Source organism: Pedobacter caeni, assembly GCF_900129215.1.
Taxonomy (GTDB): Bacteria; Bacteroidota; Bacteroidia; order Sphingobacteriales; family Sphingobacteriaceae; genus Pedobacter; species Pedobacter caeni.
The window spans coordinates 728,110-746,608 of the sequence record NZ_FQUQ01000002.1 but is presented as its reverse complement, the minus strand read 5'-3'; the positions used below and the strand labels follow the sequence as shown (position 1 = coordinate 746,608).

Here is an 18,499-nt window from a genome sequence, read left to right as displayed (position 1 = left end):
TTTGAATCAAACAGTTTCCCGACCGTTAGCTAACGATCGGGTGATGCTGAGCCGCCTGTTATTTTGCAGCGTTTTTCTTTTCTGTGATCTCTGTACGGATCTCCTGAGCAAGACCTTTGATCTCCTGTAAAGCTTTACGGACCCTGGTACCAGCAGCACTGTTACCACCGTTATAAAATTTTTCTACGTCTGCTTCTGTTGCAGCTACTACTTCTTTTAGTTTTGCGAATTTACTCATGGTTCTTTTTAATTAATTTGTTTTTTCTAAGTTATCTGTCTCAAGCTTAAAATCAAAAAATAATAAAACATTAGCTCTACGACCCCTTGAACGTGCTTAATACTGTAAACATAAGGATTAAAAATAAAAATACAAATAAATACTACTAATTTGATAGACATTATATATATTTGTCTCAACAACAGCAGGAAAGCTGTTCAGATATAGTCATGTGGCCGAGTGGCGAGGCAAGGGTTTCATAAACCCGGAATGGCGGTTCGATTCCGCTCATGACGTCTAAGTGGTAGCAAAGGTCTTCAGACTTAGCTTAAACTTTTCCATGTTTTGTTTAAATTTTAGTCAGATGCTCAGTCTGGCGCAAAAGCAGCTGGTTTACTCATTGCCAGCTAATTTTTAAGGTTTCATGCTGCGAAGCACAAACATTTAAGTACTCGTTTAATTTACACTTTGGTTATTAAAGGCTATCTCTCATCGGATAGCCTTTAGTTTGACTACGGACCGCATTGCAAACCTTTTAAAAAACAAATGATATACTATGGCAGGACAAGTTAAAAATGCTCAGCAAACCGCACTAAGTGATGTAGCAGCAAGGCCATTGGCCATTGCTACCCGTACCGTACCACAAGCCCCCTGGATCACCCCACGCTGGCTCCCACATTTACTAAGCTGGAATCCTGTTGAATCCGGAATTTACAGGGTCAACAGAGTAAAAGAAGGAGAATCTGTAGATGTCGACTGCTCTAACCGCGATGAACGGGTATTGCCGAATACCTTTGTGGATTATGTAGAACAGCCCCGGGAGTACTTATTGAGCGCCGTAAACACTGTGCTTGATGTGCATACCAGGGTATCAGATCTTTACAGCAAACCCTACAACCAGATCAGTGAGCAGTTACGTTTAACCATTGAAGCCATTAAAGAACGTCAGGAAAGCGAGCTCATTAATAACAAAGAATACGGGTTATTGAACAGCATTGCCCCATCTCAGCGCATCAAGACACGCACTGGTGCCCCTACTCCGGACGACCTGGATGAACTCATTACCAAAGTATGGAAAGAACCTGGTTTTTTCCTGCTCCATCCTTTAACCATTGCAGCCTTTGGCCGTGAATGTACCCGCCGGGGCGTACCTCCACCAACAGTTTCTTTATTTGGATCACAATTTATTACCTGGAGGGGAATTCCCTTAATCCCTTCAGATAAAGTTCCTATAGAAAATAACAAGAGCAAAATATTACTCATCCGGACCGGAGAAAGCAGACAAGGGGTTGTGGGTTTATATCAGCCTGACCTGCCTGGTGAGCAATCGCCCGGTCTCTCTGTCCGCTTCATGGGCATCAATGAAAAAGCCATTGCCTCCTACCTTGTTTCTCTATATTGCTCATTGGCAGTATTGGCAGATGATGCCATTGCGGTATTGGAAGGTGTAGAAATCAATAAGTATCACGAGTATAAATACTAGGTTATGAGCGATGCAATTAATAATCCGACAGGGCTTCCGGATGTCCGTGCATTAGAAAAACTGGCCAATGAACTTTTTTCTGCCTTACCGGGAGGATACCTCAGTGGCCCTGTACCATCCGAAGAAATTCTGCCTCAGCATCATGATATTGCCCAAAGAAACAGCAACGGACTTCCTTCTTCTGCCATTTATCAGGGCAATGCAGTAGACCTCAGTGCTCCTCAGACCAGTCTGCCGGATTCCAATGGATTAGGCCTGGGGCACATTCCGGCCTCTACTTCCGGAAGCGGAGGGGTATCAGGTTTGCAACCGGGCAGCAAGTCCCCGGCCCTTGCGCTCCCCTATGAATCCGAACAACCATTTGAGCAACAATTGAAACAGGCCCTCGCCAGTGTCAATATCTACAGCCCTTCTGCTCAGTTTCCCTTTACTCCTTCCGGCATACTCAATGAACATGCTTATTATTTTGCCTCCGAAAATCAGTTCTCCAATGGAACAACACAACCTGCTTTCCAGGTAAACCTGCTGAGGAACGATTTTCCTATTCTTTCGGAACAGGTAAACGGCAAATCACTGATCTGGCTGGACAATGCTGCTACAACACAGAAACCGCGACAGGTAATTGAACGCTTAAGTTACTTTTACCAGCATGAGAACTCCAACATTCATCGCGCTGCACATGAACTGGCTGCCCGTTCCACTGATGCATACGAAGGAGCCAGACAAAAGGTTCAGAATTTCATCAATGCCCGTTCCGCAAATGAGATCATATTTGTAAGAGGAACCACCGAAGCCATCAATCTTGTGGCTGGCAGCTGGGGCGAACAATACCTGCAGCAGGACGATGAAATCATCCTTACCCATCTGGAACACCATGCCAATATCGTTCCATGGCAACTGCTGGCACAGAAGAAAGGATTAAAGATCAGGGTCATTCCTGTAGATGAGGATGGGCAGCTCTTATTAGAGGAATACGCTAGGTTGTTAAACCCTAAAACCAAACTGGTGGCTTTCACCCTTGTATCCAATGCCTTAGGAACCATTACCGCAGCGAAGACAATTGTAGACATGGCACATGCTGCAGGGGCAAAAGTACTGGCAGATGGAGCACAGTCGGTATCGCATATCCGTACAGATGTACAGCTGCTGGATGCAGACTGGTTTGTTTTCTCAGGACATAAAATTTTCGGCCCAACAGGTATTGGTGTTTTGTATGGTAAAGAAGCTTTACTAAACAGTACACAACCCTATCATGGTGGTGGAAACATGATCAAAGATGTGACCTTTGAATCTACTCAGTTTCATCCTGCACCTTCTCTTTTCGAAGCCGGGACAGGCAATATTGCCGATGCAGTTGGCCTGGGTGCCGCAATTGATTATGTTCAGAAAATCGGGATCGACAACATCTATGAATACGAACATTTCCTTTTGAATTATGCGACAAAAAAACTGGAGCAGATTCCCGGGCTCCGGTTAATCGGTACCGCAGCAGAAAAGACAAGTGTTCTTTCTTTTGTACTTCAGGGGTATACGACTACTGAAGTTGGCGAAGCATTGAGCCGGGAAGGAATTGCGGTAAGGTCCGGACATCATTGCGCTCAACCCATTTTAAGGCGCTTCGGACTGGAGTCAACGGTAAGGCCTTCTCTTGCATTTTATAATACCTGCTCAGAGATCGATACTTTGGCTCATGTAATTACCAGCTTACAGCCCAGAATAAAATAACTTCAAACCTTAGTTTATTTAAGGAGTTGTCTTTACAGGCAGCTCCTTTTTTTTGTACCGAAAATCCATATTCCGAACAGAAAGGTTTTAAGATTTACCAGGTTGTAAGTAACTTTAGCATATGAAGAATAAGAACCTTTTCCACTACCTGATACTCATCCTGATCTTTATACCTGGCCTCCTTTCGGCACAAGAATCCTCCCTCCACCCTAAAACTCCAATGATGGGTTGGTCTAGCTGGAACAACTTTCGTGTAGACATCAATGAGCAGGTCATGAAAGCACAGGCTGATGCCATGGTACTTACGGGACTTAAAAAAGCCGGCTATAATTTCGTCAATATGGATGATGGCTTTTTTGGTGGACGAAATGAAAAGGGGGAGTTATTGGTTCATCCCAAACGTTTTCCTTCGGGAATGAAATCCCTTGCCGATTACATCCACAGCAAAGGACTTAAAGCGGGAATATATTCTGATGCAGGAATCAATACTTGTGCCTCTATATGGGATAAAGATACGATTGGAGTGGGTTCCGGACTTTATGGTCATGATGAACAGGATTTAAACCTGATGCTTAAAACCTGGGGTTATGATTTCATTAAGGTGGATTGGTGTGGTGGCGAAAAATTAGGTTTAGATGAACAATTACGTTATACCCAAATTGCAAATCACATCAAAAAGATAAAGAAAGAAGCTTTATTTAACATCTGCAGGTGGCAGTTTCCGGGAAAATGGGCCGTTGATATTGCAGATTCCTGGAGAATCTCCGGTGACATCAATAATAAATTTGAGTCGATTTTGAACATTATAGATAAAAACGCCGATTTATGGAAGTACAGTTCACCTGGTCATATTAACGATATGGACATGCTTCAGGTAGGCCGTGGAATGAGTTATGAAGAGGATAAGTCGCATTTTACCATGTGGTGCATCATGAACTCCCCCCTCTTGCTGGGAAATGACCTGAGAACCATCTCTAAAGAAACACTAAGCCTGGTAACCAACGCAGAAATTATTGCCCTGAATCAGGATAAACTTGGATATCAGGCACGCAGGCTCAAAAAATCAGGAGAACTGGAAGTTTGGGCAAAACCATTGATTTCCACCATGAGTGGAGAAGTTGCGGTAGCACTACTGAACAGATCGGACAAAGCTGCCATGATCACTCTTGATATGGCAAGTTTAGGATTTGACCTTAGCAGGAACTACACAGTAAGGGATCTATGGACACATAAGGACTATCCGGCAACAAAAGCTAAAACGGAAAACTTTGAACTCCCAGCACATGGCGTCCTGACTTTAAAAATCAAAGGGAAACTCATTCCTTTCAATATATTTCAATCCGAAAAGTAATGTTCTGTTGGCAAGAGTTTTTAATAAAAGGAGGCATTACTCCTCCTTTTATTACTTATACACGCCGCGGTGATCTTATTATTTTGGATATACTTTAGCGATATGAGATTTATCGGTTGCAGAGAGCACCGTATTCTCTCCTACAGAAAAACCATCTGTAGTGAAGCTTTCATCAATAAAGTATTGCATGATTGAAGCGGGGTCATAAGCGGTATAGCTAATGGTTTTATCGTTCTTACCATATTTTGCAAACACCTGAGCATCTACATCAGCTTTTGTCCAGTTATTTGGCGGGCCTTGAAAATAAGCATACACGACCGGTTTATTCCATTGTATGTTCTGATTGGGGCTTGCCTGTTCATGGGCCAATCCGAGTGCATGTCCAAATTCATGGAGAATAGTTCCACTGAAATCTGACTCAGGGCTGTTCGCATCGAACCAGCCAAAGTTCATGGATTGTTCATTTCCGGGGGCATAAGTCAAAGCATCAGTCCCTAAATATGACCAGGAACCTTCGTCTCCATTATATTTAAAGCCCACTTTCAGGTCTGCAGTACCGGAAGTAACAAAGCTAAATTTGACATTGGCATAGTCTTCCCAGATTTTAGCATATTGCTTTACCTTTCCTTGCAGGAAGGTGGTACCATTCAGAAACTTCACTTTGATGGTTTTACCATTGGCCCAGCTCGTCGTTTTTACAAATACACTTTCTGTGCTCACTTTGCCCGGCTCCACATTCGGACCTTTGTCTACACAGACTTTAGCAGTACTGCTGGCTTTTACATCGGGCAGTTGTTCCGAAGCATTATTTTCAGTTTTTTTACAGCTGGCAGCTAACAGGATGATCGCTGCACTGAATAGGATGATCTTTTTCATAAGTTAGGGATGTAGATTGTTTTTTGTGTTAATTTGTTTTTATTGCATTATATATAAGTATTTTTAAGTGTACCTGATTAGGGTGTATTAAATGTGATTTTAGCGAATATAGAAAACACTTCTCAAAGTAACAAGCCGGTTACAATTCTTTTAAATATCGACTCATCAATTCTATTTACCTTTAATTTCAGCTCAACATTTTCGATACAAGGCGCTCATCACAGCCATGGAATCCCAAGATCAGTCCAGGCTATCTTCCTATCGTATAAGGGTTTTACATAAGGCCAAATATCAAGAATAACATCACTCCTCTCTATTGCTCCCCTTCTTTGATCAATACAGACATTTTGCATCTCCACTGCTGTCAGCTCCGGAACCGGCTCAGCTCCCACTCCCTCCTTTGATATTGGATCCCGGTCTTGCAACTTCAATCTTCCCAAATACTGGCTTTCCGACTGGCTACACCTGTCTTTAGCCACTACAGCCACATAAACATCAACTTCCTTCCCCAGCAGACCTTCTGAGAGCATCAGTACATCTGTTCCTGCACTTCTGAAATTACCTGTACTTTGAAAAGAAGCTGTTCTGCCCTGCATATCTATGGCCAATAGCATTACCTGATCGTAACCGGAGCCATCATCAACGACGGATGGATTCCAGTTAAAGCGCAGGAGCTCCGCACTTTCCTGTATAACTGTTGGTATTGTTAAACCAGGAAGTGTTCCGCCACTAAATCTAAAAGCTTCAGGATCTATATAATCCACCTCCTCTTTTGTTTTAAGCGCGAATTTCCTGTTATAAGAAAGGGCAGCACGTATGCCTCCACTCACTGTCCAATAATCCTTGAAGCCAACTTTAACCAGTTCCTTAACGGAGTTCAACACCTCCTGTACCAGCTTAAACCGACTTCTGTTTTTCAATTCATTTTCGGTTGCCGGAGCCGTCCGTTCGGGTAAACTCCTCATCCGGTCTATACCATACAGGGTATAACCAACCACAGGGCCTACCTTCCCGCTGAAACCACCCAATAAACCTTTTGTAATTCTTGCCATCATATTTTTATTTAAATGAACACCATATCAACCCAATACCTGTTTCGGGACTCAGTCGTATTTAGCAGGGTACTTACTCATTAATTACCCGCTGATTACCCGCTAATGAGCGTGCTTGCACCGAGTATAGACCGAGTATACACCGAATACAGAGCCTGTTAGCCTAAAACTTGTTATCTGCAAGATATGAAGCGGATTCCTCTCCTGAGTTATGGACACCAATCATTATTTTATAGGGGACACCTGCCTACATTCAGTAAAAATTACTACTTTAGAAAAAATTATCTATTTAAGAAACAAGCGATGACACCAGAAGCATATAAACAACAGTTTTCAGAGGAGGATGCCGTAGGTTGGCTTTCCATCGATCAGGAGTTTGAACGTCTGTACCCCGGACAGGAGCCACAGCATTTTGCACCCCCCATCAGTTATATGCTCGGTGGCGAATTCCCCCTTGATGGGATCAGCATTTACCAAAGCAGCAAACAAACAGACCACCACCATTTTGTGAGTTATGGATTTTCGGAACTTTACTATGAAGAAGAAAAAGCAGGTGGAGAATTTAGCAAATGGGGTTTTGAACTGACGTTCAGGTTAAAACCATTTGAGGCCGATCAGGGAAATCCAGGTTGGGTAACATCTTTAATGCAAAACCTGGCAAAATATGTTTTTAGTAAAGGAAAATGGTTTGAAGAATTTCATTTCATCCCTGCAAACGGTCCGATAAGATTGGAAACAGCTACTGATATTACCGCATTAGCTTTCGTATTGGACCCTGAAATCGGAAAGATACAAACCCCACATGGTGAAGTTTCTTTCCTGCAAATGGTTGGACTCACTTCCGCAGAATATGAAGGTTTATTAAAGAATCCAAAAACCACCGAAACTGCCAGGTTAATTGACATTCTGAAAAAGGATAATCCCCTGTTGATAACAGACCTAAACCGGAAATCTACCCTATGACCCTATTTCCTCAGCGTCTCAGTTCCATGGTCTATGCAGATCATTTAGAATTTGATTACATCGAGACCTATTCTCTTCTGCGGGGCCTGGAATATGAAACCCAATTAAAATCCATTCAAAAAGAATATAACCTCTTAGAGGTCCGTCTGAAGAAAAGAAACAACCTATCTGAGTCCGAATTGAAAAGACATACTGAATTAAACGGACAGGTGGCAGGGCTGCAATATCTTCTTAATCCACAGGGCCAATTTCATTTTTCCAGCATTAAAACCCATACTTTTAAAACCGGTTCAGCAGAAGTTGCCCGCTTAACCACAATTTTAAAAACTGAAATCAAAGAAGTACCCTTTTGGATGTGCAGCCCCATCTATCGCGATGCTATTGTTTTCTATAACAGTTCACATGAAATCGTTTCAGTGTTGAATGTCTGCCTCAGCTGCAACCGGCTGCATACACTCCAAACAGGTCAAATAGATGCAGATGATCACTGTTACCATTTACTGAAGCAATTTTTTACTGAAATTGGACATGAGGTTGAATAAATCAGCTGTTTAAAATAATTACATTAGTTCCATGAAAACAGAAGATCAACCCGGATTACACTTAGAAATTGATTCCAATAAACTGGACTCCAAGATTAAAAGCTTTGAGTATAATGGCAACCATTATCTATACGTCTGTCATATCGACAAGTATTCTGATAAACCGGGAGGTCATAAAGATGACCATCCTGATCGCGTTAAATTATTGGTAAAGAGTTTTTACGGGAAATACCTGAATATGGATATTTCCCTGGATGAATTCAATACTGATGCTTTTTATAACAGGCTGTTAAAGGAAATTGATGAGCACCTGATCTCCACAGAACCCAGTTATTAAATACCTTGCTCAGGTATGTGAAAGCATTGGGAAATTCAACCGATGGTCCTTAAACAGCGCTGCATCCTTAGCCGGAACAAAAAGGGTTAAATCCTCCTCTTTATAAGGTTGGATATCACAATCCCCGGTATCGTTGGGCATAAAAGTGAAACGGACCTCCTGTGTCTCTTTTTCCGCTAAGCTATGAATGACCTCGGTAATCTCTACTTTTGACGGCGCAAAAATATCGAACAGGGTCAATGTATTCCCCTCATTGCCGGCAACAACTACCGCCTTTAAATCAGGTATATAATAGAGATCATTTCTGATGCTGAACCGATCAAAATAATTGGCATAAAACATCACCAGACCGGCATTGTCCTTCATAGAGATTTTAAATAACGGAGCAGCATGTTTCGCCGTCTGGAAAAGCAGATCTCTGTCATTGGCATCATCCATATCCATTTTTCTGAATGCCAGGCCTTTTCTGCGTTCTTTCAGTTGATAAACTGCCTGATATTCCTCTACCGGCACAAAACCAAACTTTGGATAGAAATTGAGTACCTGATCATTTGCAAAAAGGTAGATCATGTCACATTTATCCTCCCAGTCCAGCATTACTTTTTCCATCAGTGCCCGGCTCAGTCCCTGATTTTTATAATCCGGATCTGTCATTACTGTACCCACCTGCATCAATTTTCTCTCTTCCCCCAAAATCACGAAATCAATGACATTTACGGTAACATGACTGACCACCTTATCCTGATCAGCAAGTGAATACAGGATACAATTACCATCCCAATACCCGCTTTCGTACCATTTTTCATAATCAAAGCGATAGGTCTTCTGACAAAGCACATTGAAGCTTGTCCTCCATTTTTCATCCTCCTGATACCCGATCAGAAGTGTATAGATTTTACTGTTTATTTCCAAAATTGAGCGTTATACTTTATTGATTTTATTGCTCAGGAGTTCTTTCTTAGACTCCAGCCATTCGTTTTTCAGGATACTCAATACCGCAGAGTTTCTCCTTGTACCATCAATTCTATATCCATTGTTTCTCAATACCCCTTCAAAAGTGCATCCAATGCTTTTGATGGCCTGCATGCTTCTTTCATTTTCACTGTCTAACCTGAATTCTACCCTTTCAAACTCCAGCTGCTCGAAGATAAATTCAAAAAGCAGGTACTTGCAATGCTTATTGAGTCCTGTTCCCTGGAAGTTCTTTCCATACCAGGTATATCCTAATGACAGGTTTTTACTGGCAGAATCGATATCATACAACCTGGTCGAACCAGCATACTCATTTTTAATTTTATCAAACACAATGAATGGATAAGAGGTTCCTTTCTCTCTCCGTTCCAATGCCGTTTCAAGATATTGCCGCATTCCCTCTTCACTTCCTGCGTTCTGTAAGGTGAACTTCCACAATTCAGGCTCATTAACTCCAAAGTTCTTTAACAGTTCGAAATCAGCAGCTGTAACAGGCCTTAACAAAGCTGAATCATTTTCCAGCACATAATCTCTTTTCGGATCGAATATATCGTTCATATCTGTGAATTTCCTATGATGTAAATCTAGAATATTTTAATGATGAAACATCAATTCTTAGGCCGGGAAGAAGTGATACTATACAGGCCTAGGATCACACTAATTAAGAAACCAGCTAATGCAAGAACAGGTATCCCCGCAAGCTTTGGAGGTTTATCGGCTAAAATCAGGATGGCAGAACTGATGAGAAAACCGCACATCATCACCGCCATGATCATTCTGTTCATCTCCTTTCCCATCATTTTTTTAAACGCGGATAAGCCCTGTACTTCCTGTTGAATTTTCAGTTCTCCGGTGTTCAGTTTACCAATGATAGACTGTACATCGTCCGGCATTGTTTTCAGCGTTTCGGTAAGTGTCCTCAGCAGTTTCAATCCGCTTTTCTTAAGTTCTTCAGGACTGAGTTTGCGAAATGCGATTTTTAAGATATACGGACGTAAACTTTCAATAATATTTAAGTCCGGCACAAGGGCACGTCCAATTCCTTCTATAAGTACAATTCCGCGTACCAGAAGGTAAAGGTGATCGGGCATTAATATTTCATTATTATTCAGGATTGCTGAAAACTTGCCCAGGACTTCCTTGATGTCCATTTCTTCCAGCGATGCCCCATCCAGCAAGCTAAAGAATCCATGAATGTCTTTTTCCAGTTGATTTTCGTCAGTTACATTAAAGCGTATTGCCATCTTTTTCATGGTGGCAATTAAACGCTTTGCATCCTGTGCCATAAAATGGGAAACAAAATCTTCCAGCAACTCTTTTTCTATAGGCGTAAGGCTTCCCATGGAGCCAAAGTCTATAAAGGCAATCTGCCCGTTTTCAAGTACCATCAGGTTTCCGGGATGGGGATCTGCATGAAAGAAGCCATGCTCCAATACCTGGACAAGGAAGAGGTCCAAGCCTTTTCTTGCAATGGCTGCAGGGTCCAAACCCATCGCAATCAGCGCTGATTTATCGCTGATTTTAACTCCATCTAAAAACTCCATACAAAGGATATTGTCATTTGAGAGCTCCGGATAAACTTTAGCCAGATAAATGGATTCATTGCCTTTAAAGTTTCTCGAAAAGCGGGCGATATTGGCCAGTTCATTGAGAAAAGAAAGTTCCTGAAAGATGGATTTTTCGAATGCTTCCAGCACTTCAACAAGGTTGATTCTACGGAATGTTTCACTGTAACTGACCAGCAGTTTGGCGATGTCTTTCATAATGAGCATGTCCGAAGCAACCACCTCCCTGATTCCGGGACGCTTTATTTTTAAGATGACCGGTGCTCCGTCTTTCAATGTTGCTTTGTACACCTGAGAAATAGAAGCCGAAGCGAAAGGTTCCGCACCGATCTCTGCAAAGAATTCCTCAGGATCAATATCCAGATTTACTTTTAACAGCTCCGGGACATCCATTGGCTTAGCCTCCACATTGTCCTGCAACTTTCGCAGTTCCAGGATCATCTCCATAGGCAAAAGGTCTTCTCTACTACTGAAAGCCTGTCCGAATTTCACATAGGTTGGTCCAAGCTCTTCCAACGCCATCCTGATCCGCTCATAAACGCTGAGTGCCGAAATCTCCCCTTCCACCTGATTATTGGTATAATTGAGCAGCTCTCCAAATCCGTACTTCGCCAGTATTTTAACCAGGGATACCGTTCTTTTGAGCTTTTTCTTTTGGTTTTCCATCATAGCTTCATCACCTTATTGCAGGTATTTTAAATTCATCAACCCAAATCGCCTTTCTATCTCTGTCTGAATTAAAATTCCGCATTATAAATTTTTTATTGTATTCAGGTAGCCGGCTCATTCTTTTCAGCCCATTTACAAAAATGGTTACCGGCTTATCCATGTTCACCATCTCCGGCGAAATGAAGATACTAAAACTCCCGACAGCCGATGTTTCTATATGAAATTCATTATCCCGGTAATTCCCTTTTACCGCAGCCGGTTTCCTGGGAAAACTAAAGGCCTTCAATATAGTATCACGTTGCACCAGGCTATCGTTTTGGTTATATCTCCATTGCTTAAAAATGTCGAAATTGAGGTTATCATGCCAGTTGGTGCGCTGCTGGCTGGTGTCTAATCCGGAAATCTGGATCCAATCGGCCTTACCATATCTCAGATCATCACATTCCCAGTAAATTTTACCTGGAAAAGGTTTTCTCTTTCTTACCAGCAAGTCCTTAAAAAGCAATTACATAGCAGGTTCAGATTCATCATATTCAGGAAAAGAATGAGGAAATCCGTTATAACGATGGTCATGATAGTCGGCACCTATTTTTTTCATCATTACGGTTAAAGAATCATGGGCATCAGGATGATAATAATAATCCATATCCGTAGACACATTAAAAAAGGAACGGTTCAATATGTTCTTAATAAAGGTCCCTCCTGTGAACACTTTTGGTTTGGTATTAAACCCATAAAAACCAGCAAAAGGACTTTGTTGTTTCATGAGATAAGAGAATGAACCTGTAGCTCCATTGGAATGTCCCGAAATAAAAACTTTATCGTCATCTATATTAATGGATTTTTTAATTTCTCTGAGCATTGCAGGGATCATAAAGAAACCATCATCGGGTTTCATCCAGTTGTATTTTTTTGAACCCGCAGGATATACCATGATGACCTCCTGCTGATCGGCATATTTGGTATAAAACCTGTTCCAGTCGCCAAGAATATAACTACTTTGATAGTCTGCCAGGGAAGTATAATTTACAGCCCCATGCAAAAAGAACAAAAGAGAATAGCGCTTTTTCGGATTATAGTCTTTGGGTAGCCTCACATAATAGGAAGTGATTGCCGTATCACTGATCTTAAATTGAATGGAATAATCACGGCTTTTCTTAGCTAAAAAGCCCTCTTCATCCTTCAAATAGCGATACAGTTCTTTTCCATTTTGCTGTTCCATCCTATTTTTATCAGGAGATACCCGCCGTTGAAACTCCTGTTGATGAACCATCAGCAACTGATAAAATGTTTTCCTCTCCAACCGGGCTTTTTGCTCCAGTTTTTTCCACCTCGGGTCCTTCAATAAGTTTTTATAATCCGCTGCAGCATCCGCTCCGGTAATAATTTCCCATCCCGGATTGTTGGCAAGACCATCCTTTGCCAGGAAAGCCAGCTGTTTAAAAGCCTGATCCTTTTTAGCCAATGCAGCTGCCAGAATTGAAGCCTTATAACGATCCCAATTCTTCATATTTTTTGGATAAAGTGCAAAGGCTTTTTCATAAATATTCAGCGCCTTGCTCTTTCCAACGGCACCTTTAGCAGTTTCACTGATATGACCTGCACTATCAATCAGTTGCTTATAGGTTTGTGACCTTCCAATGGCAACATTCAGCATTAATAGTAAAAACAAAATACCTGGTCTCATATCGGGCAAAGGGAAAAAATGTAAGAAACCAAAAGTAACAATAAGATCGAAAGAGAACTAAGGTTTTCCGATTCTTGCCTGCCATCCAAACCAGGCGACCGGAATAAAGCAGATCAGGGGAACCAGGTACGCAATGCGGATGCTTCCCGTTAAATCCGACAGATAACCCAATATTGGTGGGAATATCGCGCCACCAATAATTGCCATCACCATATAAGAAGAACCTATCGGTGTATTGTTTCCCAGATTTCTGATCGCCAGAGAAAATATCGTGGGATACATAATCGACATGAAGAACTCCAGGCCGATGAAAGCCCATAAAGCACTTTTCCCACCAATGAGGACAATAAAAAGCATCAACAGTATGCTAACCGATGCATATATCCATAATAAATTTTCCGGTTTTACATATTTCATGATAAAAGAGCCCAGATATCGCCCGGTCATGAAACTCAGCAACAGCAATCCAAGATAATTGGTCGCTGCATATTCGGTCATTCCAGTTACCGATGTGGCATATAAAATAAAAAAACTGGACACGCAAACCTGGGCACCTACATAAAAGAATTGTGTAAGGATTCCCCTTAGCAATTGTGGTTGCGCAGCTAAAGAAATTTTTCCCGCAGCATGATCTTTCCCTGGAATATGATTTGAAGAGAATCTCGTGATCATGAATAATATGGCCACCCCTACCAGGATTGTGCCAATCAGCAGGTATGGAAATTTAAGCTGATGAAAGAGGGAGGAATAATAATGATCCAGGTTTTCCGGCGATAACTGTTCGAGTTCTGCCGGTGTTTTCAGTTTTTCAGCAATGATCAGTTTGCTGAGAAACATGGAGGCAATAAAAGCACCCAAACCATTAAATGCCTGGGCAAAATTCAAGCGGCCGGATGCAGTAGCAGGGTCACCTAAGATCGTCATAAACGGATTGGCTGAGGTTTCCAGGAAGGTCATCCCGGATGCAAGAATAAATAATGCAAACAGGAAAAACGCAAATGACCTCGATTCAGCAGCTGGGTAAAACAGAAAAGCACCCACTGCAGCCAGCAAAAGACCAGTGATGATTGCTCTCTTATAGCCGAACCTTTTCATGACTAGCCCAGCGGGGATTGCAATCACAAAATAGGCAATCCAATAGGCAGAATCAATCAGGGAAGATTCCAATACGCTTAACCTACAGGCTTTTTTCAGGTGGGGAATCAGTATTGGCAATAAGTTGGCCGTGAGTGCCCAGAGGAAAAAAAGACTGATCACAAGCACAGTGCCTCCTAGAAATACCCTATTTTTTTCTTTTTGATAAGGCATGCTATCCGCAGCTGTTAATTTCATTTTAAAAAGTATTTTAGTTATTGATCAGGCAGGCAGACAAGCCGGGCCGATTGGGGTAAAGGTTTTATAGGTTAAGATGAACTCCTGGTGTCCCAGTTCCTCAGAACAGGTCTTTTTCCCAGCAGCAACCTGCAGTATGTTTTGAAAAATTTCTTCAGCCACCTCGTCGATGGTCCTTGTTCCGGTTAAAATAGTCCCGGCATTAATGTCCATATCATCCGACATACGCTGATAAGTCTGAGGGTTCGCACAGATTTTGATCACCGGAGAGATTGCAGATCCTACCACAGAGCCTCTGCCCGTAGTAAAGAGAATGGTATGACAGCCACTGGCAATCATTTCTGCAATTTCAACATTGTCATTAATATTTGGGAAGCCAAATTTCGGGTCTCCGTCTGGTACAACATCCATAAGATATAAACCAGACTTTATGGGCCTGTCGCCAGGTTTAATAAGCCCGGAGATCGGGGAATCTCCACTTTTGCAATAGGCACCCATTGATTTTTCTTCGATGGTGGTCAGCCCTCCATCTGCATTTCCAGGTGCAAAGCTTCCATGTCCCATTGAAGTATAATAACGGGCTGCTTTTTCTACCGATGCTTTGAGCTCTCCGGCGAGCCCGGTGCTTATCGCCCTGCTGCTCATGATGTTTTCCAGACCAATCATTTCTCCTGTTTCCTCAAAAATCACGATCGCCTTGCGTTCTACCAGCTGATTAAAGGTCCTGCCTACGGCAGGATTTGCAGTGATCCCACTGGTTGCATCACTCCCGCCACATATCGTTCCTACGATCAGTTCATCAACTGTCATGGGAACACGCGGCGTTATGGCCACATCAGGAAGGATCTTTTGTAACCAATCTATTCCTTCCTCAATCGTCTTTTTTGTACCTCCGCTTTCCTGAATTACAATGGTCCGGACGGGCCTTCCTGTGGCTTTAATATTTTCTTCCAGCCGCTGACGCTTAAAACTTTCACAACCCAGGGAAACCAGCAACACCCCACCCACATTTGGGTGGGTACACAAAGCATTCATAATCCGGTCTGCATATTCGTTTGGATAACACCCTGCAAAACCAATTAGCTGAACGGTGTCTTCCCTAAACTGTTGTGCGATTGACCTCGCCACGTGATGCGCACATTCGACCAGATATACTACCAGAATATAGTTTCGAATGCCTTTCCGGCCATCACTTCTTAAATATCCCTGCCACTCCATATGCTTATTTTTTAATAATGGGTTGGAATATAGTCGCTCTTCATGTTATGAAGATGAACGTGCATTCCTATAGCGATTCTTGTTATTGCAGAACCAATAGGAACACCATATTTAATGATTTTTTCTCCTGATTCAATAAAGCCTTCAGCAATTTTATGTCCGATAGCAATTGCATCAGGAATGTACACCATATTGTCGTTGATGAGCAATCGCTCAGCAGCATTAATTTCCTCCACGACAACAAGTACATTGTCTAAAGGATGAAGTTTAATCAGTTTTGTCATGGTTAGAATTTTCTAAATTGCAAATATGCATCTACAGGGTCTGTGCCTGATAAAATAGCCTTTCGAACCAGATTTTCGGTTAGCAGTACCTCTTCTGTTTTTTCCAGAACCTCCTGAACAACGTCTTGAGGGATGATGATGACCCCATCCCTGTCTGCCAGCACAAAATCTCCACTCGAGATCCGGACTCCACCGATACAGATCTCTCCACCCAGCTCTGTAGCATACCAGACAGACACCACATCTCTTGGTGTAAAATAGCTGCAATATACTGGAAATCCGATCTCCTCTATAAAAGCACTGTCTCTGCATCCACCGTCCACAATATACCCCAGGACTCCCTTAAAGGTAAGCGTTTCTGCAGACAATTCACCCATATGCGCCAGGGTATCATCATTGGGTTGACAAATCAAAACATGGCCTGTTGGTGCTTTGGACAGCATTTCACACCATTTCAATAAAGAGCTGTCTTTGTCCAGACTCCTGTCGATCTTTCCCGAAATGGTAAATACAGGACCGGCGATCTTATGCTGCAGGTTCAACGGGCGGATGTGGTTAGGCAGCAGCTGATCCGGCAAGCCCATATTTCTCATCACATCATATACTGCTCCGGTATAACATTTGCTTAATCGTTCTGCAAATTCTTCAGTTTTATTCATTTGTTTTAATTAGTGATGCTCATCGCAAAAGCATATTCGCTTTTATGCCTGTCTGGGTTAAATGCCGGAAAGGTAACCACCACATCTTCTTTCTCCTGTCTCCACTTTAACGCTTCTCCGGTTTCCAGCAAATGGACTTTACTATCCTTTTTCATTTTCAGGTCTTTAATTACAAACCTGTTGTTCACTGGCCATTTTGGCAAGATGGCATAGGATTTATTAGTGATAGGATTGGTCGTAAAAAAGCATTCCTTTACCGCATAACCAGGTTCCGGATCAATAGTCATCTTCAGCATAAAGTCGCCATTTGCTTTAAAATCTCCAGGTGTTCTTTCCGGTTTATAATCCCGTTTTCCTTCGCTCCATTGACAAGGTCTGGACCATGTCCGCGTATTATAAATCGCTTCTCCATTTTTTTTGAGCCAGCTACCGATCTGTAATAGCCGTTCCTGCATAATAGGCGGAATTTTTCCTGAGCCATCGGGACCAATATCCAGTAAAAGATTCCCTCCCCGGCTCACCAGATCACTCAGGAGCAATACCAATATTTGTGGGGAATTATAGTCCCAGGCGTCTTCCATTTTATTATAACTGTAGGAAAATCCGATTCCTCTGCTTTCTTCAAAATAATGGTTTCCAAATTCCATATCAGGCTGATATTCGGGAGTATAAACACTCCCATGTTTAAATCGGATTCCCTTACCATAACGATCATAAGTAACAATATTCTTCTTTACCAGGCTTTCGTTGTACACCCAGCTCAGGAATTCTGTAGCATGCCAGGTGGTGTCGCTTTGGTCCCAATCTCCATCTGTCCAGAAGACAGCGGGCTGATATCTTTCAATTAAATCTTTTGCCTGGGGAATGGCATACTCCAATGCATATTTTTCAGGATTTTGTTTGTATAGGGGATTAAACCACTCATACCAGGAAAAATAAACTCCTGGTTTTACTGAAGTCTTTTTTATGGCAGCAAACAGTTCTCCTAACAGATCCCTTTTCGGGCCGATATCCATTGCAGTCCATGGGAAACCCCAGATTTCATTGGCATATTTATTTGGCCACCAGCAAAAACCATCATGATGTTTGGCCACAGGTACCACATATTTTGCACCTGATTGCTCAATGAGCTTAGCCCATTCCTCAGGTTGATACAACTCGGCCTTAAAATCTTTTGCCATCTCATAATAGGTCTGATCACCAAATACCTCCTTATGGTATTTCGCTACTGCTCCTTTAAAAGCATTCGTTTGCAGCCAGTATTGATACCACTCCGCATATTGTCCTTTTGGCGCATAAGCAGGAACAGAATAAGGCCCCCAGGTAATAAAAATACCAAACTTTGCATCTTTAAACCATTCCGGAACGGGTCTTTGATCAAGACTTTTCCAATCTGCGGTGTACGATTGTGCGTTTCCTGAGCCAAACAGAAAGCTCATCAATGCAATAGAAGAAAACAGTTTGATCAGTTTTGGCTTCATAAGTGGTGTCGGGTTGTCTTTATTTTAAGATAAGTCCAAGTTATTACTAAGTTCAGCTCAGAAAAATAGATGATTTCCTAAAATTG

The 18,499-nt window shown here is 42.1% G+C and carries 19 protein-coding genes and 1 tRNA gene; 7 read left to right on the top strand and 13 right to left on the bottom strand.

Annotated features, from left to right (window positions below; all coding sequences use genetic code 11):
- Positions 1–58 precede the first annotated feature (58 nt).
- The gene (locus BUC20_RS10610; RefSeq protein WP_073230680.1) at positions 59–238 is read right to left on the bottom strand and encodes a histone H1; all 180 of its coding nucleotides are present in this window, start codon (positions 236–238) and stop codon (positions 59–61) included.
- A 205-nt stretch (positions 239–443) separates the two neighbouring features.
- Between BUC20_RS10610 and BUC20_RS10605 the strand changes: the two genes are divergently transcribed.
- The 4 genes from BUC20_RS10605 to BUC20_RS10590 all read left to right on the top strand — a co-directional run bounded on the left by BUC20_RS10605 (position 444) and on the right by BUC20_RS10590 (position 4,776).
- Positions 444–514: transfer RNA gene (locus BUC20_RS10605), tRNA-Met, on the top strand.
- A 259-nt stretch (positions 515–773) separates the two neighbouring features.
- Positions 774–1,700: a family 2A encapsulin nanocompartment shell protein gene (locus BUC20_RS10600; protein WP_073230678.1), complete on the top strand. Its 927-nt coding sequence runs from the start codon at positions 774–776 to the stop codon at positions 1,698–1,700.
- A 3-nt stretch (positions 1,701–1,703) separates the two neighbouring features.
- The gene (locus tag BUC20_RS10595; RefSeq protein WP_073230676.1) at positions 1,704–3,425 is read left to right on the top strand and encodes a family 2A encapsulin nanocompartment cargo protein cysteine desulfurase; all 1,722 of its coding nucleotides are present in this window, start codon (positions 1,704–1,706) and stop codon (positions 3,423–3,425) included.
- A gap of 121 nt (positions 3,426–3,546) precedes the next feature.
- On the top strand, positions 3,547–4,776 hold the full coding sequence (locus BUC20_RS10590) for a glycoside hydrolase family 27 protein (protein ID WP_073230674.1): 1,230 nt from the start codon (positions 3,547–3,549) through the stop codon (positions 4,774–4,776).
- A 78-nt stretch (positions 4,777–4,854) separates the two neighbouring features.
- Here BUC20_RS10590 and BUC20_RS10585 read toward each other — a convergent pair whose 3' ends face one another.
- Complete coding sequence (locus tag BUC20_RS10585) at positions 4,855–5,652, bottom strand: matrixin family metalloprotease (RefSeq protein WP_073230672.1); 798 nt, start codon at positions 5,650–5,652, stop codon at positions 4,855–4,857.
- A gap of 218 nt (positions 5,653–5,870) precedes the next feature.
- Positions 5,871–6,707: a DUF6266 family protein gene (locus BUC20_RS10580; RefSeq protein WP_073230670.1), complete on the bottom strand. Its 837-nt coding sequence runs from the start codon at positions 6,705–6,707 to the stop codon at positions 5,871–5,873.
- Positions 6,708–7,007: 300 nt separating this feature from the next.
- Here BUC20_RS10580 and BUC20_RS10575 point away from each other — a divergent pair, with 300 nt between their 5' ends.
- The 3 genes from BUC20_RS10575 to BUC20_RS10565 are packed head-to-tail and all read left to right on the top strand — an operon-like array spanning position 7,008 to position 8,546.
- Entirely contained in the window at positions 7,008–7,667 is a 660-nt protein-coding gene (locus BUC20_RS10575) for a suppressor of fused domain protein (RefSeq protein ID WP_073231773.1), read from the top strand.
- Positions 7,664–8,209 (top strand): hypothetical protein, encoded by a 546-nt coding sequence (locus BUC20_RS10570; RefSeq protein WP_073230668.1) that lies wholly within the window; start codon positions 7,664–7,666, stop codon positions 8,207–8,209. The genes BUC20_RS10575 and BUC20_RS10570 overlap by 4 nt, the downstream gene beginning before the upstream one ends.
- Positions 8,210–8,240: 31 nt before the next feature.
- Positions 8,241–8,546: a hypothetical protein gene (locus BUC20_RS10565; protein ID WP_073230666.1), complete on the top strand. Its 306-nt coding sequence runs from the start codon at positions 8,241–8,243 to the stop codon at positions 8,544–8,546.
- A gap of 9 nt (positions 8,547–8,555) precedes the next feature.
- Here the strand turns inward: BUC20_RS10565 and BUC20_RS10560 are convergent, their stop codons facing one another.
- From BUC20_RS10560 to BUC20_RS10520, 10 genes are read right to left on the bottom strand one after another with little or no spacing between them, the layout of a single operon-like run.
- Positions 8,556–9,458, bottom strand: coding sequence for a GNAT family N-acetyltransferase (locus BUC20_RS10560; protein WP_159441086.1), 903 nt, complete (start codon positions 9,456–9,458; stop codon positions 8,556–8,558).
- 9 nt (positions 9,459–9,467) lie between these two features.
- Positions 9,468–10,076, bottom strand: coding sequence for a GNAT family N-acetyltransferase (locus BUC20_RS10555; protein ID WP_073230662.1), 609 nt, complete (start codon positions 10,074–10,076; stop codon positions 9,468–9,470).
- A 50-nt stretch (positions 10,077–10,126) separates the two neighbouring features.
- Positions 10,127–11,752, bottom strand: coding sequence for an ABC1 kinase family protein (locus tag BUC20_RS10550; RefSeq protein WP_084528750.1), 1,626 nt, complete (start codon positions 11,750–11,752; stop codon positions 10,127–10,129).
- Between the two features lie 7 nt (positions 11,753–11,759).
- The gene (locus BUC20_RS34060) at positions 11,760–12,257 is read right to left on the bottom strand and encodes a hypothetical protein (RefSeq protein WP_200800926.1); all 498 of its coding nucleotides are present in this window, start codon (positions 12,255–12,257) and stop codon (positions 11,760–11,762) included.
- On the bottom strand, positions 12,258–13,439 hold the full coding sequence (locus BUC20_RS10545; protein WP_200800925.1) for an alpha/beta hydrolase family protein: 1,182 nt from the start codon (positions 13,437–13,439) through the stop codon (positions 12,258–12,260).
- A 57-nt stretch (positions 13,440–13,496) separates the two neighbouring features.
- The gene (gene fucP / locus BUC20_RS10540) at positions 13,497–14,771 is read right to left on the bottom strand and encodes an L-fucose:H+ symporter permease (protein ID WP_234994496.1); all 1,275 of its coding nucleotides are present in this window, start codon (positions 14,769–14,771) and stop codon (positions 13,497–13,499) included.
- A 24-nt stretch (positions 14,772–14,795) separates the two neighbouring features.
- Complete coding sequence (locus tag BUC20_RS10535) at positions 14,796–15,989, bottom strand: UxaA family hydrolase (protein WP_073230658.1); 1,194 nt, start codon at positions 15,987–15,989, stop codon at positions 14,796–14,798.
- 11 nt (positions 15,990–16,000) lie between these two features.
- The gene (locus BUC20_RS10530; protein WP_073230656.1) at positions 16,001–16,273 is read right to left on the bottom strand and encodes a UxaA family hydrolase; all 273 of its coding nucleotides are present in this window, start codon (positions 16,271–16,273) and stop codon (positions 16,001–16,003) included.
- A gap of 2 nt (positions 16,274–16,275) precedes the next feature.
- Positions 16,276–16,932, bottom strand: coding sequence for an RraA family protein (locus BUC20_RS10525; RefSeq protein ID WP_073230654.1), 657 nt, complete (start codon positions 16,930–16,932; stop codon positions 16,276–16,278).
- A gap of 5 nt (positions 16,933–16,937) precedes the next feature.
- Positions 16,938–18,413: an alpha-L-fucosidase gene (locus BUC20_RS10520; protein ID WP_084528748.1), complete on the bottom strand. Its 1,476-nt coding sequence runs from the start codon at positions 18,411–18,413 to the stop codon at positions 16,938–16,940.
- Between the last annotated feature and the right edge of the window lie 86 nt (positions 18,414–18,499).

What these genes read in the sequence shown, in the direction of transcription:
- BUC20_RS10610 (WP_073230680.1), bottom strand. Translation starts at nt 238, where the DNA reads ATGAGTAAATTCGCAAAACTAAAAGAAGTAGTAGCTGCAACAGAAGCA.
- BUC20_RS10600 (WP_073230678.1), top strand. Translation starts at nt 774, where the DNA reads ATGGCAGGACAAGTTAAAAATGCTCAGCAAACCGCACTAAGTGATGTA.
- BUC20_RS10595 (WP_073230676.1), top strand. Translation starts at nt 1,704, where the DNA reads ATGAGCGATGCAATTAATAATCCGACAGGGCTTCCGGATGTCCGTGCA.
- BUC20_RS10590 (WP_073230674.1), top strand. Translation starts at nt 3,547, where the DNA reads ATGAAGAATAAGAACCTTTTCCACTACCTGATACTCATCCTGATCTTT.
- BUC20_RS10585 (WP_073230672.1), bottom strand. Translation starts at nt 5,652, where the DNA reads ATGAAAAAGATCATCCTATTCAGTGCAGCGATCATCCTGTTAGCTGCC.
- BUC20_RS10580 (WP_073230670.1), bottom strand. Translation starts at nt 6,707, where the DNA reads ATGATGGCAAGAATTACAAAAGGTTTATTGGGTGGTTTCAGCGGGAAG.
- BUC20_RS10575 (WP_073231773.1), top strand. Translation starts at nt 7,008, where the DNA reads ATGACACCAGAAGCATATAAACAACAGTTTTCAGAGGAGGATGCCGTA.
- BUC20_RS10570 (WP_073230668.1), top strand. Translation starts at nt 7,664, where the DNA reads ATGACCCTATTTCCTCAGCGTCTCAGTTCCATGGTCTATGCAGATCAT.
- BUC20_RS10565 (WP_073230666.1), top strand. Translation starts at nt 8,241, where the DNA reads ATGAAAACAGAAGATCAACCCGGATTACACTTAGAAATTGATTCCAAT.
- BUC20_RS10555 (WP_073230662.1), bottom strand. Translation starts at nt 10,076, where the DNA reads ATGAACGATATATTCGATCCGAAAAGAGATTATGTGCTGGAAAATGAT.
- BUC20_RS10550 (WP_084528750.1), bottom strand. Translation starts at nt 11,752, where the DNA reads ATGATGGAAAACCAAAAGAAAAAGCTCAAAAGAACGGTATCCCTGGTT.
- BUC20_RS10545 (WP_200800925.1), bottom strand. Translation starts at nt 13,439, where the DNA reads ATGAGACCAGGTATTTTGTTTTTACTATTAATGCTGAATGTTGCCATT.
- fucP (WP_234994496.1), bottom strand. Translation starts at nt 14,771, where the DNA reads ATGAAATTAACAGCTGCGGATAGCATGCCTTATCAAAAAGAAAAAAAT.
- BUC20_RS10535 (WP_073230658.1), bottom strand. Translation starts at nt 15,989, where the DNA reads ATGGAGTGGCAGGGATATTTAAGAAGTGATGGCCGGAAAGGCATTCGA.
- BUC20_RS10530 (WP_073230656.1), bottom strand. Translation starts at nt 16,273, where the DNA reads ATGACAAAACTGATTAAACTTCATCCTTTAGACAATGTACTTGTTGTC.
- BUC20_RS10525 (WP_073230654.1), bottom strand. Translation starts at nt 16,932, where the DNA reads ATGAATAAAACTGAAGAATTTGCAGAACGATTAAGCAAATGTTATACC.
- BUC20_RS10520 (WP_084528748.1), bottom strand. Translation starts at nt 18,413, where the DNA reads ATGAAGCCAAAACTGATCAAACTGTTTTCTTCTATTGCATTGATGAGC.